Annotated in this window: 24 protein-coding genes and 1 tRNA gene; 10 read left to right on the top strand and 15 right to left on the bottom strand. The window is 47.4% G+C overall.

From position 1 onward, the window contains the following. Window positions 1–39 precede the first annotated feature (39 nt). The 4 genes from KEF85_RS09895 to KEF85_RS09880 form a co-directional block, all read right to left on the bottom strand. Window positions 40–663: a DUF6988 family protein gene (locus tag KEF85_RS09895; RefSeq protein ID WP_215580045.1), complete on the bottom strand. Its 624-nt coding sequence runs from the start codon at window positions 661–663 to the stop codon at window positions 40–42. 247 nt (window positions 664–910) lie between these two features. Next, window positions 911–986: transfer RNA gene (locus KEF85_RS09890), tRNA-Thr, on the bottom strand. A 48-nt stretch (window positions 987–1,034) separates the two neighbouring features. Continuing rightward, a complete protein-coding gene (locus KEF85_RS09885) occupies window positions 1,035–2,216 on the bottom strand; it encodes a pyridoxal phosphate-dependent aminotransferase (RefSeq protein WP_215580043.1) in 1,182 nt (393 codons plus the stop codon). Next, a complete protein-coding gene (locus tag KEF85_RS09880) occupies window positions 2,188–2,436 on the bottom strand; it encodes a hypothetical protein (RefSeq protein WP_215585234.1) in 249 nt (82 codons plus the stop codon). The genes KEF85_RS09885 and KEF85_RS09880 overlap by 29 nt, the downstream gene beginning before the upstream one ends. Window positions 2,437–2,454: 18 nt before the next feature. On the opposite strand from KEF85_RS09880, the gene KEF85_RS09875 reads away from it, so the two are divergent. After that, window positions 2,455–3,654, top strand: coding sequence for a PepSY-associated TM helix domain-containing protein (locus KEF85_RS09875; protein WP_246534854.1), 1,200 nt, complete (start codon window positions 2,455–2,457; stop codon window positions 3,652–3,654). Between the two features lie 21 nt (window positions 3,655–3,675). Here KEF85_RS09875 and KEF85_RS09870 read toward each other — a convergent pair whose 3' ends face one another. Further along, window positions 3,676–4,488, bottom strand: coding sequence for a TOBE domain-containing protein (locus KEF85_RS09870; RefSeq protein WP_215580040.1), 813 nt, complete (start codon window positions 4,486–4,488; stop codon window positions 3,676–3,678). 306 nt (window positions 4,489–4,794) lie between these two features. On the opposite strand from KEF85_RS09870, the gene KEF85_RS09865 reads away from it, so the two are divergent. Further along, entirely contained in the window at window positions 4,795–5,733 is a 939-nt protein-coding gene (locus KEF85_RS09865; RefSeq protein WP_215580037.1) for a LysR family transcriptional regulator, read from the top strand. 109 nt (window positions 5,734–5,842) lie between these two features. After that, entirely contained in the window at window positions 5,843–7,042 is a 1,200-nt protein-coding gene (locus KEF85_RS09860; RefSeq protein ID WP_215580035.1) for an NAD-dependent formate dehydrogenase, read from the top strand. A 134-nt stretch (window positions 7,043–7,176) separates the two neighbouring features. Here KEF85_RS09860 and KEF85_RS09855 read toward each other — a convergent pair whose 3' ends face one another. The 3 genes from KEF85_RS09855 to KEF85_RS09845 all read right to left on the bottom strand — a co-directional run bounded on the left by KEF85_RS09855 (window position 7,177) and on the right by KEF85_RS09845 (window position 8,579). Further along, window positions 7,177–7,587: an HIT domain-containing protein gene (locus tag KEF85_RS09855; RefSeq protein ID WP_215580033.1), complete on the bottom strand. Its 411-nt coding sequence runs from the start codon at window positions 7,585–7,587 to the stop codon at window positions 7,177–7,179. Next, window positions 7,536–7,757 (bottom strand): hypothetical protein, encoded by a 222-nt coding sequence (locus KEF85_RS09850; protein WP_215580031.1) that lies wholly within the window; start codon window positions 7,755–7,757, stop codon window positions 7,536–7,538. The genes KEF85_RS09855 and KEF85_RS09850 overlap by 52 nt, the downstream gene beginning before the upstream one ends. Before the next feature lie 285 nt (window positions 7,758–8,042). Continuing rightward, window positions 8,043–8,579: a CinA family protein gene (locus KEF85_RS09845; protein ID WP_215580030.1), complete on the bottom strand. Its 537-nt coding sequence runs from the start codon at window positions 8,577–8,579 to the stop codon at window positions 8,043–8,045. 124 nt (window positions 8,580–8,703) lie between these two features. Here KEF85_RS09845 and KEF85_RS09840 point away from each other — a divergent pair, with 124 nt between their 5' ends. Next, window positions 8,704–9,750 carry a hypothetical protein gene (locus tag KEF85_RS09840; protein WP_215580027.1) on the top strand — a complete coding sequence of 349 codons (1,047 nt, stop codon included), beginning with the start codon at window positions 8,704–8,706 and terminating at the stop codon, window positions 9,748–9,750. 166 nt (window positions 9,751–9,916) lie between these two features. On the opposite strand, the gene sbcB is transcribed toward KEF85_RS09840, so the two are convergent. Continuing rightward, window positions 9,917–11,356, bottom strand: coding sequence for an exodeoxyribonuclease I (sbcB, locus tag KEF85_RS09835; protein WP_215580025.1), 1,440 nt, complete (start codon window positions 11,354–11,356; stop codon window positions 9,917–9,919). A 160-nt stretch (window positions 11,357–11,516) separates the two neighbouring features. Between sbcB and KEF85_RS09830 the strand changes: the two genes are divergently transcribed. The 3 genes from KEF85_RS09830 to KEF85_RS09820 all read left to right on the top strand — a co-directional run bounded on the left by KEF85_RS09830 (window position 11,517) and on the right by KEF85_RS09820 (window position 13,502). Then, entirely contained in the window at window positions 11,517–12,116 is a 600-nt protein-coding gene (locus tag KEF85_RS09830) for an SRPBCC family protein (RefSeq protein WP_215580023.1), read from the top strand. An 88-nt stretch (window positions 12,117–12,204) separates the two neighbouring features. Further along, a complete protein-coding gene (locus KEF85_RS09825) occupies window positions 12,205–13,149 on the top strand; it encodes a YncE family protein (RefSeq protein WP_215580021.1) in 945 nt (314 codons plus the stop codon). Between the two features lie 65 nt (window positions 13,150–13,214). After that, window positions 13,215–13,502 (top strand): hypothetical protein, encoded by a 288-nt coding sequence (locus KEF85_RS09820; protein WP_215580019.1) that lies wholly within the window; start codon window positions 13,215–13,217, stop codon window positions 13,500–13,502. A gap of 201 nt (window positions 13,503–13,703) precedes the next feature. Here KEF85_RS09820 and KEF85_RS09815 read toward each other — a convergent pair whose 3' ends face one another. Both KEF85_RS09815 and acpA read right to left on the bottom strand, forming a co-directional pair. Beyond that, window positions 13,704–14,321 carry a PEP-CTERM sorting domain-containing protein gene (locus tag KEF85_RS09815; protein WP_215580017.1) on the bottom strand — a complete coding sequence of 206 codons (618 nt, stop codon included), beginning with the start codon at window positions 14,319–14,321 and terminating at the stop codon, window positions 13,704–13,706. Window positions 14,322–14,394: 73 nt separating this feature from the next. After that, complete coding sequence (acpA, locus tag KEF85_RS09810; protein ID WP_215580015.1) at window positions 14,395–16,485, bottom strand: acid phosphatase; 2,091 nt, start codon at window positions 16,483–16,485, stop codon at window positions 14,395–14,397. A 215-nt stretch (window positions 16,486–16,700) separates the two neighbouring features. On the opposite strand from acpA, the gene KEF85_RS09805 reads away from it, so the two are divergent. After that, on the top strand, window positions 16,701–17,999 hold the full coding sequence (locus KEF85_RS09805; RefSeq protein WP_215580013.1) for a cytochrome-c peroxidase: 1,299 nt from the start codon (window positions 16,701–16,703) through the stop codon (window positions 17,997–17,999). A 26-nt stretch (window positions 18,000–18,025) separates the two neighbouring features. Here the strand turns inward: KEF85_RS09805 and KEF85_RS09800 are convergent, their stop codons facing one another. The 3 genes from KEF85_RS09800 to KEF85_RS09790 are packed head-to-tail and all read right to left on the bottom strand — an operon-like array spanning window position 18,026 to window position 20,813. After that, window positions 18,026–18,262: a FeoC-like transcriptional regulator gene (locus tag KEF85_RS09800; RefSeq protein WP_215580012.1), complete on the bottom strand. Its 237-nt coding sequence runs from the start codon at window positions 18,260–18,262 to the stop codon at window positions 18,026–18,028. Next, complete coding sequence (gene feoB / locus KEF85_RS09795; RefSeq protein WP_215580010.1) at window positions 18,259–20,583, bottom strand: Fe(2+) transporter permease subunit FeoB; 2,325 nt, start codon at window positions 20,581–20,583, stop codon at window positions 18,259–18,261. Before feoB ends, KEF85_RS09800 begins: the two co-directional genes overlap by 4 nt. Further along, complete coding sequence (locus tag KEF85_RS09790) at window positions 20,580–20,813, bottom strand: FeoA family protein (protein WP_215580008.1); 234 nt, start codon at window positions 20,811–20,813, stop codon at window positions 20,580–20,582. The genes feoB and KEF85_RS09790 overlap by 4 nt, the downstream gene beginning before the upstream one ends. A 356-nt stretch (window positions 20,814–21,169) precedes the next feature. On the opposite strand from KEF85_RS09790, the gene KEF85_RS09785 reads away from it, so the two are divergent. After that, window positions 21,170–22,282 (top strand): hypothetical protein, encoded by a 1,113-nt coding sequence (locus KEF85_RS09785; protein ID WP_215580006.1) that lies wholly within the window; start codon window positions 21,170–21,172, stop codon window positions 22,280–22,282. Between the two features lie 459 nt (window positions 22,283–22,741). On the opposite strand, the gene KEF85_RS09780 is transcribed toward KEF85_RS09785, so the two are convergent. Beyond that, window positions 22,742–23,224: a hypothetical protein gene (locus tag KEF85_RS09780; RefSeq protein WP_215580004.1), complete on the bottom strand. Its 483-nt coding sequence runs from the start codon at window positions 23,222–23,224 to the stop codon at window positions 22,742–22,744. 123 nt (window positions 23,225–23,347) lie between these two features. Here KEF85_RS09780 and KEF85_RS09775 point away from each other — a divergent pair, with 123 nt between their 5' ends. Further along, entirely contained in the window at window positions 23,348–24,469 is a 1,122-nt protein-coding gene (locus KEF85_RS09775; RefSeq protein WP_215579912.1) for an IS4 family transposase, read from the top strand. Window positions 24,470–24,547 lie beyond the last annotated feature (78 nt).

The raw sequence follows: 24,547 nt of genomic DNA, 5'->3' as shown, positions 1-24,547 counted from the left end.
GGCGAGCGCAAGAAATTGGCTGTTTCAAGCAAGAGTTTTTCACAAAGGCGGAGGCATACAATTTGGATAACTTGCTGCCAGCTCTAGCACTTGTTTTTGCAATGGCTGCAAACCACTAAGCACTGCTGCTTGCATTGCGCAAACTGTTGCTAACCCATTGGTGTTCCTCGTTACGTCGTGGATCAAATGTACTGGGTAACCTTCATGGTGTCTTCGAATTGGATGGATGCCCGCGTGTGCATAGGAATTTAGTGCTTTCCATGAGTTCTTCTTAAACCTATTAAGTGCGTCGTAAGCTTGCGGCGGTGCATTTTTCTCTATCGCGCTCATCATGTCTGAAGTCTGCGGCATATTCTTAGCAGCCTGTTCGTTTTCAAGATCTAGGTTCGCCGAAAGCTTTGCAACGTTCTCGTCTGTGGCTGCATAAAGAATCCACACTGATCGAACCAATGCTTCAAACTGGGCTCGATGAACAACCAAGCTTGAAGGAAGTAGTCCTGAACTAAGGAGCGCACGTGCGGCACCCCAGTGCTCTAGGGACAAGGAGCATGCAACATCAGATATCACAATACGTGGGGAGTCATCATAAAGCGGTAAGGAAATAAGCTGGTAAAGTTCAGCTGCGAATTTGTCAGATTCTAAGAATATTGGATCATGCATCATACAGATTAGGTGTCCTCTTAGCTGAGTGTTCCTAAGAACGGGACAATATCAAAATAGGTTTTGTTGGTTTTACCGGTTTTATTCGGTCGAACTGAAATAATTGTCATACGTTATAGAAATTTATTAGTTTGTCTAAAATGGAAATAGCTGTTTGGCATCAAAAAACAAACTGCCACTAAAACTGCCACTAAATTTCTTACGAGCAATAAAAAAGGCCTAGGTTAATAACCTAAGCCTTTGTTTTATATGGAGCTAGTGAGGGGATTCGAACTCCTGACCGGCTGATTACAAATCAGCTGCTCTACCAACTGAGCTACACCAGCAAAACTTCGTCTATTTTACGCTATATATATCTTCCTGACAAGCTAATTTTAACTGGCTTGTTTAATTCGTGCCAAGGCATTGACCAGATTGTCCATGCTGGTGGCAATAGAAACGCGGATATGCCCAGGACAGCCGAAAGCGGAGCCGGGTACCAGGGCCACGCCGGCGGTTTCGATTAAATATTCGGCATATTCCAGATCGTCATTAATGCCGTCCAGCTTGGCAATCAGTTTTTCCACATTGGGAAACACATAAAAAGTGCCGTCAGTCGGCAGACATTCAATGCCGTCTATGGTGTTAAGCTCGGCCACCACATAATCATGGCGTTTTTTAAATGCAGCCAGCATGTTGTCGATACAGCTTTGATCGCCGTTTAAAGCTTCCTCGGCAGCAACTTGAGATATCGAAGTCGGATTGGATGTGCTTTGCGATTGCACGATACACATGGCCTCTATCAAATCTGCCGGGCCGGCAGCGTAACCAATGCGCCAGCCGGTCATGGAATAAGCTTTGGATACACCATTTAATACAATAGTGCGATCATAAAAATCCGGATTGGCGTTCAGAATGTTAACAAACTCGCCTTTATGCCAAAGTACGTGTTCATACATATCATCGCTGGCGATCAACACATCCGGAAATTCGCGCAATACTTCACCCAATGCTTTCAGCTCTGCCAAGCTATAGGCAGCACCGGTAGGGTTGGATGGGCTATTTATTACCAATAAACGGGTTTTACTGGTAATCGCGGCGCGCAATTGCGCCGGGGTAATTTTAAAATTTTGCGCCTGTCCGGTTTCAATGATAACCGGGACGCCATCGGCCAGCAGCACCATATCCGGATAAGATACCCAGTAAGGTGCCGGAATGATGACTTCATCGCCGGTGTTCAACAGAGCTTGAGCCAGATTGAAAAAGCTTTGTTTGCCGCCACAGGAAACCAGAATTTGCTTGGCTTGATAATCAAAGCCGTTATCACGCTTAAATTTGGCAATAATGGCTTTTTTCAGGCCGGCAGTGCCGTCAACAGCCGTGTATTTGGTAAAACCATTATTAATAGCGTTAATGGCAGCGGTTTTGATGTTATCCGGAGTATCAAAATCCGGTTCTCCAGCGCCCAAGCCGATAATATCTTTCCCGGCGGCACGCATGGTGGCAGCACGAGCAGTTATGGCCAGAGTAGGGGATGGCTTAACAGCTTTAACTCTGTGGGACAGTGTAATAGACATATGGCAAAATCAAACCTGAAACAAAATTCCACGGATTATACAGCATGATTGTAAAACTTTTAACAGTAAAGCCGTGCGACAAAACGCCAATATTTCCAGCTAAGCGCATTGCATAGCGGTAAAATACTGAATCTAAAAACATCTTGATACTTGGACCACCCGCAAAATGCATTATAAGTTTTCCGCTGTTTTCACCCGTAAACTCTGGTTGCAAATTCACATTTACCTCGCGCTTAGTATGGGATTAGTCTTTGCTGTGCTGGGCCTGACCGGCAGTTTGAGTATTTATCGTGATGAACTTGATGAATTATTCAATCCCGAACTGGTTATTGCCGAACAAGGCCCGATGCTGTCACCGGACAAGTTGTTGGCAGCGGTCAAAACTGCCCAGTCCAACCGCTACGGCGTTTGGACTCTGGAAATGCCGCGTTCCGCGCACAGCCCGGCCATCGCCTGGTTTGAAAAACCCCGAGAAACGGTTGATGCCTTTTATGCTCCATTAATGGTAGCGGTCAATCCGTATACCGGCCATGTCATCAACAGCCGGTTTTGGGGGCAAACGCTCACTACCTGGGTGCTGGATTTACATACCCAATTGCAGATGGATGGCTTTGGCCGCAATGTGGTAGCGGTATCGGCAGTGTTGTTATGCCTGTCAGTATGCAGCGGTATTTATTTATGGTGGCCCGGCTTGGCAGGCTTGCGTCAGGCCTTTGGTTTAAAACACAATGCCGGGCTAATGCGTCTGTTATTGGATACTCATCGTTTGTTTGGGCTGCTCAGTGCCGCTATTCTGCTGCTGTTAGCCTTTACCGGTTTTCATCTGGCTTATCCGGCCTTGCTGGAAACCTTGACTGCATCGGAAGGCATGGGACATGGTGATGCCGGCCCCAATGTACGCAGTACCGCTATTCCTAATGATAGACCCGTCAGTCTGTCCGAAGCGGTCCTGGTCGCGCGCGGGCTGTTTCCCAGCTCAGAAGTCCGCCGTATCAGCACCCCGCAAGGTGAAACCGGCACTTATCGTATCAATTTGCGCCAGCGTCATGAAATTAACCAACACCATCCCTTCACCTCCGTGTGGGTGGATCGCTGGAGCGGCCAGATCCGGGATGTGCGTAATCCGGTTAAATTCAGCACTGCTCAGGCCTTCACCGTCTGGTTGTGGCCGGTACATACCGGCGAAGCCTTTGGATCAGGTACCAGGCTGTTGTGGTTTTTTACCGGATTAATGCCTTTACTACTGTATATCAGTGGTGTAGTGCACTGGCTACACCGAAAAGGCGTGGTTGCTGACCGACCCGTTGATGTGCCTAAAATAAAACGTCAATTACTGACACAGCTGTACCGGCTATATCGGTTGGCAGTTAAAACCACAGTTTGGTTACAAGTTCGGTTATCCAGTCTGATTAGCAGACTAAAACGGCGCTATCTCTAATGCATCCAGATTTCAGGCAGGTCATATTTTAGCCGCCACCAGTACATCGCTGCTGTTAAACATAAGTCGCGCCGCTGTGCCTGGCTTCAAAGCCATGGTCTCCATAGTGGCTGGACTTATCAAAGTCTGCAGATGGTCACCGCCGATTAATCTAAGTGTCACCTCATAATTTTCATCCTGTTGGCGAATTCTGCTTACCGAGCAATGCAAAGCATTACGGACTGTAACGCCAAGCTGTTCATAATCAGTCAGCAGACAAGTGGCTTGATCATCAATTAACAACAGTACCGCACAGCCGATATCCAGTTGTAAATCATCTAGTTCAGCAAAACTTAATGTAGCACAAATCCGCTCGCCGCCAATTAATTGCACCATAACATCTACAGCATCCAAACTGGGCTGTATCACCAATATCCTACCCAGCAGTTGATTGCGGGCGCTGCTTTTGATGCTCAGCGGTTCTAACAGCAAGGGTGTCAATGCATCCTCGGTCAGGCTTTGGTTCAATTGTTGCAAAAACAATTCATACTGATTGTTCACTAGTTTAAACAAATCCAACAAGGCCTTTCCGCTACTGGTCAGCGTAGTGCCACCGCCCATATAGCCGCCGGTGGCACTGGTTATCAAAGGGTAGGGCGCTAAATTATTGGCATGTTCCAATATCTGCCAGGCACCCTTATAACTTAAACCCACAACTCTGGCTGCCTGACTGATAGAGCCGCCTTCATCAATAGATTCAAGCAGTTTGATAACCCTCTTGTCCAATGCTCTAACCAGTTTTATTTCACCTGATACCCAGGAAGGTGTAGTGCTGTGTTTAGACGTATTAGGCATGGTCTCCCGAATTTAGCAAGCCGCAGCAGCGGACTAGTGATTAATTTTAGAAGCGCACTATATCCAGGCTTCGTTATTTATTATTATATATATCGAAATGCTTAGGTGTTAATATTTACGTAATAGATACCTCATACCCAAAGCCAATCTGATCAATTCATAACATATTGAACAGCCTACAGTCTAAAGCCTCAATACTTCAATATCATGGGAATTCTAAGCGGGCATGTTTGTCAGCTTATACAGACAACGATATGGGCTTAAACAGGCCTTGATGCTCTTTAAAGTAACAATCCCGGTCTCTTAATGTTTATTCGACAAATTCATTATCTGCTTGCACTTGCCAAAACCGGCCACTTTGGGCGTGCCGCTGAAATCAGTCATGTTTCCCAACCGGCTCTATCCACCGCCATTCAGCATCTGGAAGAGGAGTTGGGCGTTACCGTTATCAAACGCGGCCAGCGTTTTCAGGGGTTTACCGAAGAAGGTGAGAGGGTTTTGGAATGGGCACGCATATTGGCTCAAAACTGGGAGGGGATGCGGCAGGCTGCGGTTCAATATAGCCGCCAACTCAGCGGTGTGTTACGTATAGGTGCAATCCCCACTACCCTGGCCGTCACCCCGCAGTTGACCAAACCTTGGCAAAGTCAATATCCCGGTATTGCCATCAAATTGGTATCGCTCAGTGCCGAAGAAATAATCCATCAACTGGATAGCTTTGAGCTGGATTTGGGGCTCAGCTATCTGGATGACCTCAGGCTGAAAGGCTTTAAAACCATGGTGTTATACCGCGAACGCCATGTGTTGCTGGCGCGCCATCCGGATCCCGGTCTACTAAAACAAAATTTAAACTGGCGCGATCTGGCCAACCTGCCTTTGTGTTTGTTAACTCAGAATATGCAAAACCGCCGTCTGATTGATGCCGCTTTTCGCGATGTCGGCATTACACCCAAAGTCATGCTGGAAACCGATTCCATATTTGCCTTATATGCCCATGTGCGCAGTGCCGGCTTGTATAGTGTGGTGCCGCACAGCATGTTAAACCAGTTTGAAACTCAGCTGGATATAAGCGCACTACCGTTAATACCGGAATTATCCCGAGAAATTGGCCTGATAATGCGCCGTCAGGATTTACCCTCACCTATACAGGAAGCGGCATGGGACATAGCCCAACAGCTTAATTTACAGCAACACCTTGATAGCTTCATAGCCGGGAACTATCAAACCATACCTCAAAACGATTAGACGCCACCAGCACTTACAGCCAACAATATATGAACCCGGCCGGGACTAATAAGGGCATGTCCAACAGGATATTCCCGTTCATAACAACATACCTACGGCAAAAACTAATATGGCTAAAATTGTTTGTGTACTTTATGACGACCCTATCGACGGCTATCCGACAACTTATGCCCGCGATTCAGTTCCGGAAATCAAAGTTTATCCAGATGGCCAAACTGCGCCTACACCTAAAGCAATTGACTTTACCCCTGGTGAATTGCTGGGCAGTATTTCCGGCGAGCTGGGCTTGCGCAACTATCTGGAAAGCCTGGGCCACACCCTGGTGGTTACTTCCGATAAAGACGGCGAAAATTCGCGCCTGGATCAGGAATTGCACGATGCGGAAATCGTTATTTCCCAGCCGTTCTGGCCGGCCTATTTAACCGCAGAACGTATCGCCAAAGCGCCTAATTTGAAACTGGCTTTAACGGCCGGCATTGGTTCCGATCATGTCGATTTGCAGGCGGCCATTAACAGAAATATTACCGTCGCAGAAATTACCTACTGTAACAGCATCAGCGTAGCCGAACATGTGGTCATGATGATCCTGGGTTTGGTGCGCAATTACATTCCTTCTTATCAGTGGGTGGTTAAGGGCGGCTGGAATATCGCCGATTGTGTCGCCGGGTCTTACGATCTGGAAGGCTTGGCAGTAGGGACGGTGGCTGCAGGCCGTATCGGCCTGGCGGTACTGCGCCGCCTGAAACCTTTTGATGTCAAATTGCATTACACCGATCGTCATCGTCTGGCGGAAAGTGTGGAGCAGGAATTGAATCTTACCTGGCATGAAACAGTGGAATCTTTGGTCAAGGTTTGCGATGTGGTGACGCTGAACTGCCCATTGCATCCGGAAACCGAGCACATGATCAACGATGCCCTGCTGGCAAAAATGAAACGCGGTGCCTATATTATCAATACCGCCCGCGGCAAGCTATGCGATACAGATGCCATCGTTCGTGCCTTGGAAAGCGGTCAGTTGGCCGGTTATGCCGGTGATGTCTGGTTTCCGCAACCCGCTCCGCAAGACCACCCCTGGCGCACCATGCCTCATCACGGCATGACCCCGCATATTTCCGGCACCAGTTTGTCTGCTCAGGCCCGTTATGCTGCGGGTGTACGGGAAGTACTGGAGTGCTGGTTCGAAGGTCGCCCCCTCCGCAACGAATATTTGGTGGTCGACGGCGGCAAATTGGCCGGTGTTGGTGCTCATTCCTATAGTGCAGGTAATGCCACCGGCGGTTCTGAAGAGGCGGCTAAATTCAAGAAATAAAGTAGTAGCAGAAATTGAGGATGGGCCTGGCTGTCCATCCTCTTCACCAACTTGGCAGAAGGGCAATCACATACGCTGATAAATAAAACCAGAAATGGTCTTAGTCCTTCGGTCAAGTCTATTTAGGTTTGCAATTACAGCTGTAATTGTTTTCGTATCCGCTCCAATTCAATTTGAGCCTGTTCCACAGCATAAGTTAGTGCAGGCAGCTTGCCCCATACCGGAGCCGGCCAGGTCGCATCAGATTGGTAGCGCACCACATGATGCAGATGTAATTGCGGCACCAGATTGCCGATAGCGGCAATATTCAATTTATCCGGGTTATAGCTATGCTGCAAGGCTTCAGCCAGCAGGCAGGATTCATCCAGCAATTGCCGGCGGTCAGCTGCGGCCAATTGATAAATTTCTCTGATATCGTTACGGCGCGGCACCAGAATAAACCAGGGATAGCGGCTGTCGTTCATCATTAACAGTTTGGATAGTGTTAAATCAGCTACTTCAAAACAATCTGCTGCCAGTCTGTGGTGTAGTTCAAATATTTGCATGGTTTTATTAAAATAGGTAACTGCGGAGTATCATCAATACTTCTCTTTAAAAACAGTCGAAGCTTAAGCCATGTGGTGGCTTCACCGCCAGACAAACCACCAAAACTTCGCAGGAGCAGGGTGTTTAACTGTTGCAAAACACCCTGCTCAACAGGCTGCACAGCCTGCATCGCGACCCGTAGCCTCGATGCAACGCAGTGGAATCGAGGAATTCGCAGTGCAGCCTTAATCAAAGCAAAGTCAGCGAAATTCAACAACGCCCTCAACCGCATGAACCAAATCAACTATCAACACAAACATAACCTTAATCAGCGACCACCGTAGGGTGGCTTCGCCGCCAGGCAAGCCACCAAAACCTCGCAGGAGGTACCCGTAGCCTCGATGCAACGCAGTGGAATCGAGGAATTCGCAGCGCAGCCTTAATCAAACCAGGTCAGCGGCATTCAACAACGCCCTTAACCGCTGCTATTTAGTTGTTGCAGATAAACCAATAAAGCTTGCAAGGCGGCGGAAGCGACATAAGTTTGCATCGCAATGCGGTCTAAGCCATTACCAATCAGATGCTGTTCAGCAACAATGTGTATTTTATCCGCTTCCCGATGGCAAATCCCAAAATAAGCAAAAGGTGTCTCGACTTGGTTATCCGGACTGGGTTCAGCATAACCGGTTGTGCCTATGGCCAGATCGACATTAAACAGCCGACAAGCTCCCAGCGCCATTTCATTGGCAACCTGCTGGGAAACGCAATTAACCGTGGCGGCATGGAACGGTTCAATATCCAGTAACACTATTTTTTGCTGAAAGTTATAGGCAGTGACCCCGCCGGCAAAATAAGCCGAACTACCGCTAACCGCGCCTAAGGCAGCTTGCAAATGCCCGCAGCTCAGGCTTTCGGCCACGGCGATGGTGAGGGAATTATCGATCAACTGAGCTTTTAATTGCCTCACCAAAGTAAGTAGTTTCATATCAAACAGCGTGTTCTGTTCTGGCATAGCCATCTCCACCGTGTTTAGTCACGATTAGCTTATTTTTATCGATTTTATTAATGTATCCGGACATTGCGAAAAAAATCAAAATCGCGATAATGATAAACATAACAATAACAAAGGTAGCGTCATGTCCGCACCAAGCCTAGACTTAACTCAGCAAAATAGCCAGTATCAATTAGCCGTCTCGTTCCGGTTTCTGTTAAGCCTGTACGCCATCGTCCCGCTGTGCGTATTGATCCAACTGATAGACCAATACGGTTTTGCTTCGCAACTGCGCGACATGCTGCCCAGCAGCCCCAGCCATTTTGTACTGTTTCAATTACTATTTGGCACACCGCATATCATCGCCAGCAATTTACTGCTGATTTCTCATCCAGAGTATTTACACACTTATAAAGCCAAGTTGCTGGGCATGACGGTGTTCATCATCGCGTTTTTTGGCATCGGCAGCCTGTTTATTCCCTATACCGTGCTTTACATTATCACTGCCTGCTGGACGGTGTATCACGTCCTTAAACAGCAGCATGGTATCGCAAAGTCGGTTTGCCAATTATCGGGTAAGGCTTTTTATCTGCAACTCTGGTTAAGTATTAGTGCCGGGATATTTATTTATTTGGGGGTGTTTATGAAAAACAGCCTGAGCCCGGAACAGGCTCAATGGGTATTGTGGACGGCGGCTGGCTTAAGCCTGGCACTGCTGTTGAGTACGGCCATAGTCCAACACACGGTGCCCAGCCGGTTCGGTAAATGGTTTTTATGGGCCAATACTTTGCTGATACTGGGTAGTTTTTATGTCTACGCTCAGCAATATTATTTTTTAGCGATATTAATGCCGCGTTTGGTTCACGATATTAGTGCTTACAGTTTTTATGTGACTCACGATGTTAATCGCCACGCCAAAGGTGCGGATACTGGTCTATACCGGCTGGCGCAAAGCTGGGGTGTACCGGTGGCTGTCGTGTTGCCGGTATTGTCGTTTGTGCTGACTTATTTGTTGCAGGCTTATGGAGATGATCTGGTTAATCTGATTACCCAAACCCTGTTTGCTACCCAGATTTATAAAGCAGTGACTTTAGGCCTGATCGGCTATCTGGCTTTAATGCATTACTATACCGAGGCATTTGTTTGGGCAAAAGGCTCACCCTTGCGGCGTTATATTTATTTTGCTAAATAACCGGTTTGGATAAATTCTGTAGGGCTAGGCCATTGCTTTGTAATTTATTAATTTTAGGGCATAGGATGTGCTGAACGCAGTGCAGCGCATCAGTCGCGTATGATGCGCCTTCTGATGTCGGCTCATCCTCTTTAATGCTTACGTCAATACAAAGTTGCTTAGCCACTTATGCTGCGCAATGTTTTTGTAAAGCGACACCATACTCCTGTAATTGACTCAACCCCCCCTTGCTATTGGCTGGATCGGCTTGTAATGCCTGAATTTTGCTGAAATATTCGTCAAAATTCAGGTAGCGCGTATCGGGTGGCTGATGCAAACGTTCAAAACAAAAGCCCTGCCAGTCCGCCAACTCTGCTGTGCTTAAGGTTTCCGGAAAATTTCTGCCCCGATAACGGAATAACATTTCTGCCAGGCGCGGGTCATCAAAGCCGCTGTTAAACGTCTTAAGTTGCTGTGGTGACAGACTGCGAATACGGCTAAGCGTGTTTTTGTCTCTGCTGCTGAAAAAACCGCCGCTGTAGATCATCAAGTCCGGATCGCTGGGGGAGTCAGCGTATTCGCGCTTGAATACCGCAGCCAGTTTACTTTCCAAGTCTGTTGTTGCTCGCAATTGCTCGGCATGGCGCAGACATACCGGAATATCCAGTTCCAGACGTTCAGCGTCTGCCGGTCTGATGACGCTCAATGGTGCCAATACCGGGCATTTGTTGATATGTACCGTTTTTAATGGAATACGCTCTATACCTTCCGCCAAGTCTGAGCTGGCAGTAAACACCCGCTGCTGAATTTCTGCCGCCGATAGTTCCAGTAGCGCCGTGGGATCGGCGGCCAGATCAAATACCACGACTTCATTGGCATTGGTTGGATGGCGGCAGAGTGGCAGTATGATGGCCAGACAGTGTTTACGGGCCGGAAATCGTCCGGAAATATGGACTAAAGGCGTATAGCTGCCCACTTGCAATAGCTGTTGCGCAGCAGTTTTACTGCGCTGGGCAAACAAATAATTAAACAGCTTGGGCTGGCGTTGTTTGATCAGTTTGGCAATGGCAATGGTGGCATACACATCGGACAGCGCATCATGCGCCGCCTCATGGGCAATATGATTGGCTTTGCTGAGCGCCTCCAGCCGAAAACTGGCTACCCCGGCTTCATCCAGCGGCCAAACTATGCCTTCCGGCCTCAAGGCTCTGGCAGCGCGGACAATATCAATCAAATCCCAGCGTGAATTATTGTTCTGCCATTCCCGTGCATAAGGGTCGTAAAAATTTCGGTATAACAGATTTCGGCTTACTTCATCATCAAATCTGATACTGTTATAGCCCAAAGCACAGGTTTCCGGTTGGGCGAACTGCTCATGGATAATACCGGTAAATTCGGCTTCACAAACCCCATGTTGCCGGGCGACTTGCGGGGTAATGCCGGTAATCAGGCAGGCTTCCGGGTGTGGCAGATAATCCGGGCTGGGGGCGCAATAACTGATAATAGGCTCAGCTATCGGATTAAACTCGGCATCTGTGCGAATGCCGGCAAATTGGCAAACCCGGTCACGTTGCGGATCAGTACCAAAGGTTTCGTAGTCATGCCAGAAAAAAGTGGGTGTGTTCATCGGAGCGGGATTATAGGATTGATTGCTGGTCTGGAGGCTGCCAACGGCAAGTGCCAAAAACCGGGAATATTTCCGGATATCTGCTTTTGCAGCTACCGATACAGCGATTTTATTTTATAATCGCTCACTTTAATTTATGTCACCAGGATAGGAAAGTTTTATGAAAAAAATCTCGCTATTTGTTTCTGCTGCATTATTGCTGTTTACCGGTGTGGTAAATGCACACGGCCCGGTTAGAGCCAAATTGACAGCCACTATCACCATAAACGTACCTGCTGCAAAAGTATGGGATTTAATCAAAAATTATGATGATTTGTCCTGGCTCCCCCCTGTTAAAAGTGTCAAAGGCGATGGCGGTAACAGCAAAGGCTCAATTCGTACCCTGACTCTGGCGCACGGTGGCACCATTGTTGAAGAGCTGAAAGCCTATGACGAAAGCAAATATACTTATAAATATAAAATTACTGACCAGAGCTCAGTCGGTACCATTAAACATGCCGGTCAGGATGAAACCATTCCGGTACTGCCAGTCGGTAACTATGCCGCTGAATTGTCGGTAACTGATAAAGGCGGCAAAGCTGAAGTTGAATGGGTAGCCACTTATTATCGTGCCTATGTTAACAACAATCCACCGGCAGAATTGAATGAAGAAGCGGCTGACAAAGCGGTTACCGAAGTTTTGACCGCCGGCCTGAAAAACCTGTCCAAAAAGCTGGATTTGGCTGCTACCCCGGAAGTTCATATCGATCTGAAACGTTAATTTAAGCCGGCGGCATTTAAGGTGTGGCAGAGTATCAGCCGCGTTCTTGCATGGTAAATATCAATCTTATCGACATTCTGATCGTCTTATGCAATTTTTTGCTGCCTTAATTTGCTTATATTTGTGCTGCGGCTGGGCTAGCGCCGAGCCGCGCGCATTTATTACCAATCAGCTGGATAATTCCGTAGCGGTAATTAATACCGAAACCCAAGCCTTGCTGACAACCATTAAAGTCACCGGCAAACCGGCTGGTGTGGCGATTAACAAAGCCTCTCAGCAAGTTTACATCAGCACGCCGGAAGCCGGTGGTTTTGCGGTACTGGACAGCCGCAAGCTGACGGTGTTGAATACCGTCAAAGTGGGAGGCGCCTCACTGGGCATAGCCACTGATAGGATAGGCAGCCAAGTTTTTGTTGCCGACTGGTATGAAAACAGCGTCACGGTATTCGATACCAAAACCTTTACCAAACAAGCGGTACTGACAGTGGGTAAATCGCCCTCTGGTTTGACGGTCAGCCCTGACAACCGTTGGTTGTATGTGGCTAACCGTATGGATGACTCCATATCGCAAATCGACTTAAAAAACCTCAGTCTTAGAAACACTACCAAAGTGGGTGCCCACCCCTTCGGCATAGTCATCGACAGCCAGGGTAAATACCTTTATACCGCCAATGTCGAGAGTAATGATGTCACCGTACTGGATGCCGTTAATTTAAAGCGCATCACCAGCATTAAAGTCGGGGCGCGGCCTTATGCATTGAGTTTGGCTCAAGCAGACAATCTGCTGTTTGTTACCAACCAGGATGATAGTACTGTTTCAGTCATTGATACCGCCAGCCAAAAACAGTTAAGCCAAATTGCTGTCGGTGACAAACCGGAAGGTATAAGTACCCACCCCAATGACAGACTGGTTTATGTTGCCAACTGGATGGATAATAATGTCTCAGTGATTGATGCCAAAACCAGACAGGTGATACAGACCATCAAAACGGGAGAGGGTAGCCGGGCATTTGGTGAGTTTATCAGTCCATAAACCCCATGGTTCCCGCTGCTTATTATGATAGACTGCCCATCGTTTAAACTTTGCCCGAGGCAACAATGGCCGAAACCGTTGAAGAATTAACCGTACGTTATGAAGACGGCGGAATTGAAACTATCAAAGAACTGGATAAAAAAGTCCTCAGTAAAGGTGCCTGGGCCACGGTTATTTACCGGTATCAGGACTGGGAACCCAGCAAGGAACAATATAGTGCTGACCGTTTTACCATACGCCGTTATCAGAAACGCAATGGCGAATATCAGCAGAAATCCAAATTTAATATCTCCAGCGAAAAACAGGCGCAAGAAATAGTCGATGCCTTACAGGAATGGTTGGCAATCAAATAATCGGCTTTTAATCGTTAAAAAAATCCCGCCGTAGCGGGATTTTTATCCAAAAAACCTAACTATTCAGCGTCCAAATATCACTTTAAAAAACAGGCAGTTGTAGGATGTGCTAACCGTAGTGCGGCGCATCATTCGAAGCTAACTACTTGTTTAAAAAGAATCATCCGGAATTTACGCTGAATAATTATCAAAAAACAACTATCAAGCTTTGCGTTTACGCATTCCGGCAGCCAGAACGCCCAGTCCTGAAACCAGTAATGGTAAAGTGCCCGGTACTGGTACAGAACTTACCGCAGTGCCTTCCAGCGCTAAGCGCAAATCATTCTGCCCCAAATTGCCCCAGCTGGCTCCGCCATCAAATGATTGATAAAATTGCGGACTGCCGATAACATCCTGGCCGGTAGCCAGACCAGTGGCGCCGGTAGTGCCGGATAAGCCTGAACCCAACACCAGATAGTAAGTACCTGGATCCAATGTCAGTGACAACGCTGCAGAGCTGTCTGTGCCATCGGTATTAGGTGCAAAACTGGTTTGGCCCACAACACTGCTTGACCAGTTTGCCAAATTGGCGGCAGAAGAAATGGCGGCAAAGATAGTGTTGCCATCGCCATACTGACTAAAATGCCCATCAATAGCGGTGATTTGTTCAGCCTGAGTCAGAGTAAAACTGGTGGCTAAGAAATTAGCACTATCAATGGAAAAATCGCCGGGTTCAGCGGCGTTGTAATTAGCCGTGCTGAACACTGTGTCAGCTTGGGCTACGGTATTGCTCAGCATCAGGGCGGCACTCAGCAGGCCCAAGGTCAATGATGTACGCATAAAATTCCTCAAGGTTAAATTAAATACTGGTGGCAGCCGGGATGGCCCGGCTACCCGGTTAACTCAGCACAGCTTATTGATAAAAATTAATCGCACTGCCAAAGTAACCCACACGCTTGTTGCCATTGGCGATCAGCGCGTTATCACGTACATTCAGACCGTTCAGTGGTGTCAAAGAATAACGGTGAGTGATAAAGCGCAGAATTGACGCAGTGTCATACAGGCTGTGATCGACGTAACCTTTTTTGGCATACGGAGAAATGATAATGCCGGGAACGCGGGTGCCAGGGCCTATCAGGTCGGCTTTAGGGGGCGCTACATGGTCGAATTGACCGCCAAATTCATCGTAAGTCACCACAATCAGCATGTTTGGCCATTGTGGGCTGCTTTTCAGGGTATTGATCACGTTCGCCAATTCAGCGTCACCATCGGCTAAATTGGTATAACCAGGGTGTTCGTTAACACTGCCTTGTGGTTTGTAAAATACAACCGGAGGTAGCGTGCCGTTTTGAGCCTGGCTGATCAGATCAGTGCGATCTTTCAGATGGGCAGTACGGTTGGCGGCATGGTTAACCGGATCAAACTCGGCGAAGTAGTTGAAAGGCTGATGATGGAACTGGAATATCGGTGCAGCGGGGATGCTGTGGCCGGCGCTGGTGGCAGCCGTAGACACCGTGTTCCAGGAACCGGTATACCAAGCCCAATCGATATTTTTGGCATTCAGCAAATCGCCGATATGAGTTTGGGTTTGCGGCGGTAAAGTAGTCGCTGCGGCTGGATTGGCGTACTGCAGAGTTGTATCGCCGGCAGCCGGGGCATTACTGCTGGGTTGATAAGGTGGTTGCATGGTGTTGACCGCACGATAGCCGTCACCAGTACCAAAATAGTCCAGTGGGGCAATATTACCGGTCTTGAAGGCAGTAGCGCTATTCAGGGCTGATGCGGCCTGACTGGCATTAGCCGCCAGTTGCGGTACGCCGTTAACCGGCGTATTGGTCAATACGTTGATGGACATATTGTTGCTGCTGACGGTTGCTGCCGGTACGGTAGGAACACAACCGCAAATCAGGTACTGATGGTTTAGAAACGAGCCACCGAAAGCGCCTTGGAAGAAATTGTCGGCCAGCGTGTATTGGTGGGCAATATTCCACATTTGAGTTTTACTGCCGTCAAAATAGCCCATTACCGTACCGCCTGAATCGCCCCAAGCGGCAAACAGGTCATTTTTACCGCCGTCAATCTGCATTTGGTTTTCAAAGAAACGATGGTAAAGGTCGCGAGTGATTTCATTTGCGGAAACGGTGCTGTAACCGTATTTAGCCACTGAACTTGGGTCATCTAACTGGAATGGAGCGTTAGGCCATACACCTGTGGTTTGCGCTTGGGTAACAACAGGTGTTTGACCTGCTGCGGTCAAACCGCCCCATGCTGGTGGCAGATAGGGCAATACGGTACCGTCTCTGTCTAATTGTTTGATGGCTTTGGCTTGAGCGGTTTTCAGGCCGTTGGCGCCTGGGAAGTTACCGTACAGATTATCAAAGCTGCGATTTTCCGGGTAGATCACTACCAGAGTTTTAATGGTATCCAAAGCCAGACGATTGCGTAAGGCTTGAACCAGATTACCATTGCTGCCGGCGTCACTGACTGCGTCACCGATACGGATTTCGGTCAGGCTGGTTTCGTTGCTCAGTGTGCCAAATAAAGAGCTATTGGCTTCATTGGTAAAGTCTTCCAGCAATTGGGCTTCAGTCACACCTACCCGGTTGGCCAAAGCAGCTAAAGCGGTATTGTAATCACTGGCGTTGGCATCAATCAAAGCTTGTAATTCAGTAGAAATAGCACTAACAACTGCCGTGGCCGCTGCGGGTGCTCTAAATGTCAGCGCCTGAGTCACAGCGGTACCATTAAACAAAGTAGTGCCGGGAATAATTTGGGCAACTACGGCAGCACCATTGCCGGGTAAGCTGAAACTACCGCTGGCATCAGAGCTGGTTTGTGCTTCGCCGGCATCACAGCGGGCATTGTTATTGATGTCCAGACAGACTTTGGCGTTATGGTAATAACCACCACTGGCAACGACACCCGTGGTAATCGGCGCAGCGTTAGCCATACCGGCGGTGGTCAGTAGTGCAATAGTCAGCACACTTTTTGTTGGGTAACTCATTTTCATAGCCCTCACTTGCGATTGGTTGATGTTGATATAGTTATCATGGTGTGCCGTCTATGCACGGCATCTACATTAGTATTGGTCGTGGATATGAAAATATAATGTCAAGGCTATGAACCTTTGGTGACAATGCTGGGCCAGAAAAACGGCTTAATGCTGTTGTCATAAATGCATGTGATGATGGCGGCCAACTTCGGCCTTCCCATTCAAATATGCAGATCAGCGTCTGGTTAAAATCCTCCCGAAATCACCTGAAGCAGTGGGTAAACGCTGGGCTTGCCGTTATTCTGCTTATTGCTTATCAGAGTCAAGTTGCAGCCGAAATCGCTGAAGATCTGAATCCGCCAATAGAGCAAACGCTAAGCCAATCTACACCAATATTGCCGCCCCATCCCTCGGTAACGGCGCTGGAAACATTAGGCCGAAAAATGTTTTTTGATGCTAACCTGTCCGCATCCGGTCGCTTATCGTGTGCCAGTTGCCACGACCCACGCCATGCTTATGGTCCTGCCAACGGTCTAGCTGTTCAACTGGGTGGCCATGATATGCGCGCCCAAGGGCCGCGTGCAGTCCCTTCATTACGTTATCTGCAAACCGTACCGTTATTTACCGAACATTTTCACGATGAGGATGTGGATGACAGTGTTGATGCCGGTCCCACCGGCGGCTTCACCTGGGACGGGCGTGCCGCCAGTTTGCATGAACAGGCGCGAATTCCTCTGTTGGCTGCAGCAGAAATGGCAAACAGCAATCCTGCTCAGGTAGTTGCGGCCATTAAACGTTCCGTTTATGTCGGCGAATTTAGTCAGGTGTTTGGCGTTGATATATTTCAGGATAATGAAGCCGCATTTAAGGCAGCTTGTACTGCGCTGGAGGTATTTCAGCAAAATCCGGAAGAGTTTTATCCCTATACAAGTAAATATGATGCATTTCTGCGCGGTGAAACCAAACTTAGCCGCCGTGAGGCACACGGTTTAGACCTGTTCAACGATCCGCAAAAAGGCAATTGCGCGTCCTGTCATCCCAGTGCTCTGGGACGGAATCGGGCATTTCCCAACTTTACCGATTTTGGCTATATTGCTATCGGTGTGCCGCGCAACCGGCAATTACAGGCTAACGCCGACCCGGATTACTTTGATTTGGGTTTATGTGGGCCGTTTCGTCAGGATCTGGCCGACCAGTCCCGCTATTGTGGTTTATTCCGTACCCCAAGCCTGCGCAATGTAGCTACTCGCCAAGTATTTTTTCATAACGGGGTTTTTCATAATCTGCTGCAGGTACTGCATTTTTATGTAGGACGAGATAGCCATCCAGAGAAATATTATGCTAAAGACGCTGAGGGCAGGGTGATGAAATATGATGATCTGCCGGGGCGATATCATGACCATGTTAATCAGGATGCGCCATTTGGCGGTGACATTAAAGATCGGCCGGTACTGACCAATCGGGAAATTAACGATATTATTGCCTTTCTGCATACCCTAAGCGATGGCTGGAGCAGTACGCATTAATATAAGTTATATAAGGGTGTTGCCGCCTAACTCACACCCTCCACCCACTCATAAATCTCTGTCAGCAAAGGGTCGCATTTGCAACAGGTGGAACCGCAATCTTGGCTTTGCGAAGCTCCCAGTTTACGCACCTTGCCTTTGCTGATCCATTTACCCAGCATTCCGCGCATGGCGTCTGCTTCGATATGAAAATGCACCACCAACTCATTCAGCGTCACTCGGTGTTTAACTTGTAAATAGCTGCGTATATCTGCCAGTATCATAGCCGTAGCCCTTCGGTTTGATTAGATGCCCCACAAAAACGTAAGGCCAGCAATATTCCGGCAAACAAGCTGCACAGGCCTATGATCCAGGCTGTCGCGGTCAGGGGATGCTGGCTATATGTCATGCCTTGGTAGAATAAAGTAGCGGTCAAAAAAGCAATAAAAGTGGTCCAGCCCATTACAAACAGGGTCCAGCCGGCACTGGTTTCTTTATAAATCGCGGCCGTGGCTGCCACGCAAGGTGAGTAGAGCAACACAAACAGCAAATAGGCGAATGCGCCGACCTTACCGTCGAAATGACTTTGCAGTACCGCAAAAGTATCCAGTTTGACTTGCTGTTTATCTGCAGCAGCGGCCTGATTACTAATATCGCCCAGATTCAGGCCCAACGGATCGGTCAATTTATCCAGGATAGCCTGCAAATTATCGGGAACCGTTTGGCAGGCCGCCCGTAAGGCCGCGCCCAAATCAAAATTGTTGGCGGCGGTATCGGGAGCGGCAGAATTGGCCATTTGGCTGTATAAAGCATCCAAAGTGCCCACTACGGCTTCCTTGGCCAGTACCCCGGTAAAAATGCCGACGGTGGCTGGCCAGTTGTCATGTTCTATGCCCATTGGTCGGAATACCGGCGTCAAAAACCGGCCAATTTCACTTAACACGGAGCGATCGCTGTTTTCCCGGCCAAAGCTGCCGTCAATTCCCCAGGAGTTCAGGGTATTCAGTATCAACACCATGGGAATAATCAGCTTGCCGGCATTAAATATAAAGGTTTTCAGCCGTTCCCAGGTTTTGGTATAAACACCCTGTAGTGTTGGTAAATGGTAAGCTGGGAGTTCCATTAGGAAAGGACTGGGCTCTCCTCTTAACAGGGTATGGCGCATGATTAAACCGGTAAATACCGCAACCGCTATGCCTAATAAATACAGGCCAAATACCAGATTTTGCCCACCCACCGGGAAAAATGCCGCTGCAAACAACGCATACACCGGCAAACGCGCCCCGCAGGACATAAAAGGGTTCATCAGATTGGTTAAAATCCTGTCACGTTGATTATCCAAGGTCCGTGTGGCAATAATGGCCGGCACATTGCAGCCAAAGCCGACGATCATCGGCACAAATGATTTACCGGGTAAGCCGATTACACACATAAACCTGTCCATCACAAATGCCGCCCGTGACATATAGCCCGAGTCTTCCAGTATGGACAGAAAAATAAACAAAAAGCCGACAATCGGAATAAACGTGGCAACGACCTGCACACCACCACCTACACCATTGCATAACAGCACCACCAGCCATTCCGGCCAGCTAAATCCAATTAGCCTGACCCGTAGTCCATCCACCAGCAAAGCGCCGACCGCCTGATCGAAAAAATCCACAAAAGCACTGCCAACATTGATGGTAAACATAAACATGGCATACATCACCAGCAGAAAAATGGGGATACCCAAAAATCGGTTCAGTACCACACTATCAATTTTATCGGTCGCGCTACGCGATACTTCGTTCAGCTTGCAGACCGTGGCTTGCACCAGTTCATTTACCAAACCATATCGGGCATCAGCCGCCAGAATATCAATTTCATCAGCAGTGGCTACCTCTATACTGTTCCGGTAATTCGCAGCGAGTTGGGACAGTTCCGGACCGGCTATGCTTTTAGCCAGAGTATCGTTTTCAAGTAGTCTTAAGGCTAACCAGCGTATATCACAGTTTTGCCTAAATTCGTGTCGTGCCAGGCTACCTTGTAAAACCTGTACGGCGGTTTCAATTTCTGGGTGATAAGGTATTTGTAATTGCGGGGCGGCCAGATGCTGGGCACAGGCTTTATTGATGGCTTCCTTAAGCTCGGTTAAACCAAAACCGGTTGCCGCAACGATGCCAATCACTGGGCAACCCAATCGTGCCGCCAATGCTGCAACATCAATTTTTATGCCGCGTTTTTTAACAGCATCCATCATGTTGAGTACCAGTAGCATCGGTACCCGCATTTCAATTAGTTGTGTGGTCAGATACAGATTGCGTTCGATATTGGCCGCGTCAATGATATTAATAACCAGATCAGCCTGCTGGGAGGCCACAAAATCCCGTGCCACTTTTTCATCCAGAGAAACATTGTCATCATCTGCTTCTAAAGAATACGTGCCCGGTAAATCAACCAAAGCAATGCGTTTGCCGTGATAGCTGTAGTAGCCGGTTTTTTTTTCTACAGTTACCCCCGGCCAATTACCAACATGTTGCCGGCTGCCGGTGAGGGCGTTAAACAATGTGGTTTTGCCGCAATTAGGGTTGCCGACCACACAAACGCTATAGGTATTAGTCATAATTTTTCGATCAGTAGCACCGAGGCTTCGTTTTTACGCAAGGTCAGCGAAAAGCCTCTGATTCTAATTTCCACCGGATCGCCCATTGGGGCAAAACGGGTCACACTAAACTCAGTTCCGGGGGTCAAACCCATAGCCAACAACTTTTTCCGGTAAACACCGCCGGTTTGATCAAATCCCACAATCCGGCCAGATTCACCAACAGTCAGCGCTTTAAGATAAGTTGACATATCATAGCCTGATGGTTATTAATAATGGTTCTCATTAAACCATAATTTACCCTAATGTGGAAAGTTTTTTTAGTGGATTGGTTAAACTAAAAATATATTTTATATCATAGTGTTAGTGAGTTTAATTAAGACTGGTTATGGAATGGACATAGTATTGTTTCAATGGTGATGATCAAATTTGATCGGCTAACTGTCCAAAGTCATGCTGATTTGTATTCAAGAGGGGGGTAATGCGGTGGAACTTGCCGAGTGCGATGTTGAAGTGGATTTAACTTAGAGGTATTTGCCCAAGTTAGATTACTCCCGGGTAGTTCATGAAAGTTTTGGGACCTCGTTGGCGTTGTTGAATAATTCGGATGTTATCAGTCGATTTGATAAAATTAACTTTATTTTTTACATTTATTTTGCTTTTAGGGAGCTTGAAAACCATGGCTTATCAATTTAAAACAACCGAAAAGAAATTAACGTCCAAAATACCTAAAATCTGGAGATTGATGATTTTTACTGTTGCATTAAATGCTGGTTTCTCTGTGTCTGCCGCAGATTTACCGGACTCGCTTGCATTGATTCAACAACTAGGCATTCAACAGGATGACCTTTCGAATCTGGAACGGAGTAAAACGGTTAACTTTGATTTAGTAGAAGGTAATGAAAAAGAGCTGGCTGCCGGCGTTGCTATTTATTTACCGGCATCACCCGATAAAATCATTAATACTATCAAGAATAAAGGCTTGTCTGCTATAGATAACGACGTTACTGCGGAAGGGATTATTCATAAGCAGGCAACGCAGGAGTCCTTTAAAAAGTTCAGTTTAAAGGCTGGAAGCGATGAAGCTGAAAATTTTATGGCGGCAACACCAGGGAATGAATTTAACTTGTCTACTGGGGAATTTCAGTCCATCAAGGCAGCAAGTTCCGAATCGACTGAAGCAGCATCGCAAACCTATCGAGCTATTTTACAGCAACGTTTGCAAGCTTATCGTCAGAACGGCTTAAAAGGCATCGCGACTTATGATCGAGGTAACGGCACAGAAGCGAATCCAGCTGAGGAACTGCGGTCAGCCACGCAGGATAGCAAATTGCTGGCTCGTTATTTTCCTGATGTCTATAAGGCATGGTTGAATTATCCCGTAGCATTTCCGGATGGCACAGATGAAGGATTTTATTGGCTTAATCGCCGGGTTGAAGGCCGGCCTACGGCTATTCTCGGTCATCGCGTCATAGTAAGCTCGGCTGCTGGCGAGGTGATACTTGCCCGGCAGTTTTATGTTGGGCATTCCTATAACAGCAATCAGCTAATTATTGCCTGCTTGCCATATCTTGATGGTTCCCTGGTTTTGTACGCAAATCGAAATTTTACCGATCAGGTTGCAGGATTTGGCAGTGGCTTGAAGCACTCTATAGGGCGCGAACAAATGCGCGGTGAAATTATTAAACGGTTGCGTAATTTGCATAAAGCTATCAAGTAACGGGTGCATGCAAAATCGGGGGAGGCAATGGATTTCAATACATTCAATAGGACATCGTTGGACAATAAAAAACCCGCTAAGCTTGATGTCTTGCGGGTTAGTGGACTTCTTTGCAGCTTATTGGATGCAAAATTGGCGGGAGAAAGACACTAGAATTAAACACATTAGATATTGATTTAAAACGAAAGTTTTTATTGTTTTATCTAAAGTTACCCTAAAAGTTACCCCTGCTTCTGATTGGTTAAACCCATTAGTAGCGGTTATTCGACCAAACCAAACGCCAGCGCCCTGGTGAACGTCAGGCTGTTGATCCCGCGCCAGCGGCCATGAAGCCGACAGGCATTCGATCAGCAAAACCATCGGTCAAGTAGTCGGCGCGCCGTCGATCCCCGCGCGGCAGACAGGTGGACGCCAGGTTGGCGGACATGTAAATAAGGTAAAACAATCTAAAATGACTTTTTATCTACCTTTGTAAAGACCAACCCAATCAATAAATTCGCCAATATTATCAAACACTTCAGTATCAATATAAGAATGTTTCGATAATTCTTTTCGACATTCGTCAATATATTCTTTAACAACACTATAAATCTGATCATTCGTAAGCTGTGAAACTTCCAATTCTGGTGTTAGGTCTGTAAGGCCAATCTCCGGTGCAAGATTCCAAGTATCAAATTCAAAAGTTTTTTTTCGAGTTTTTGTAATTCTCTTGGCTTTAATCCGGAAATATTCACCTCGGATTTGATCACCTAAAAAATGTAACCGTATGTAACCAATTATTTCGTTGTATCTCCAGCACCCGCCGAACTTGTTAAAATGGTAATCTTTAAGATTAATGTTATCCGTTTTGCAATTCGCTTCAATGTATGCTTGTCGTTGCGCCTCATAAGCTTCTTTAGTCAGCCGATAAACCGGGATATCAAAAAAATATTGACAATTCAAAACTGTGCCCCCTCTGTACACGACAAAACCTAAAAACCGGCTAAAGAAGATGATCTAAGCTTATGACTTGAAAGCCCATCGCAAATCTGTTTCACTCTCTAATGAGTAAAAAAGGGGGTGAACATGGACTTAAACGATGGGCTTAGAGCGATTTTAAAAGACCATGTGTCTTGGAGCAAGCGCCGTTTAGATTGTTTTATCGGTCTGTTACTGGCGTTAATCCAATCCAGGCACATGAATTTAACGCAATTAGCGGTGAATTTTGGTGGACAGGCGACCTTAAAGTCCCGGTACAGGCGGCTTCAGCGTTTTTTTCAAACCGTTGTTTTTGATTATGACGCCGTGGCGCATCTGATCATGCAGTTGTTTGATTTTAAGGGCCAGTCGTATTATTTGACTCTGGATCGCACTAACTGGAAATGGGGAAAGGCCAATCTGAATATCCTCACCCTGGCGATTGCTTATAAAGGCATGGCGGTGCCGGTGTACTGGTTGGTGTTGAATAAGCAGGGTAACTCCAATCAGCGTGAACGAATCGCCTTATTGCAACGCTTCATCCGGCAGTTTGGTCGGCATGGCATTCAAGGCGTATTGGCTGACCGGGAGTTTATTGGCGATCAGTGGTGGCAATGGTTAACAGACCATACCATTCCGTATTTGATTCGGATGAAAGACAATCAGTTACTGACCAATCGCCGCCACGCCGGAAAGCCCGTTCAAGCCCTATTCCGGGATTTAAAGGCGGGCGAGCAGCGCGTACTGAGGAAAAGACAGCGCATTGGCGATCAGTGGGTTTGGTTGAACGCCTTAAAATTAGAGACCAACGAGCTATTAGTGTTGGCCAGTAACCAGCGCTTGGCTCAGGCGATTCAAGTTTACGGCCAGCGCTGGCAAATTGAAAACCTGTTCCAATGCTTGAAAGGGCGCGGCTTCCATTTAGAAGAGACCCGGCTGACCCGGTATTATCGGATTAAGAAAGTCATGGCGCTCCAAGCCATTGCTTTTTGCTGGGCCCATAAAGTCGGGGAATGGAAACATCGAGCCGTTAAGCCGTTAACCATCAAACAACACGGTCGCCCGGAATGTAGCTTGTTTCGTTATGGGCTAGACGAGCTGAATAACTTTTTGTTGAAAACGGTTAAATCGGCTGATGAGATGCTTCGATTCTGGATTTTGTTTTTATGTCCGCCGACTATGATCGATTATGACCGAAGTCGGTCTGGGAAAATAACCCTCAGAATTTAAGTGGCGCGTTTTGTCGTGTACAGAGCTGTGCCCCTAAAGATTCAAGAAAAAGTCGTAATGATATGTAAGCAAAGTATA

Source organism: Methylomonas paludis, from assembly GCF_018734325.1.
Taxonomy (GTDB): domain Bacteria; phylum Pseudomonadota; class Gammaproteobacteria; order Methylococcales; family Methylomonadaceae; genus Methylomonas; species Methylomonas paludis.
The sequence above is the reverse complement of the archived record's forward strand: the minus strand, read 5'-3'. Positions and strand labels throughout refer to the sequence as shown.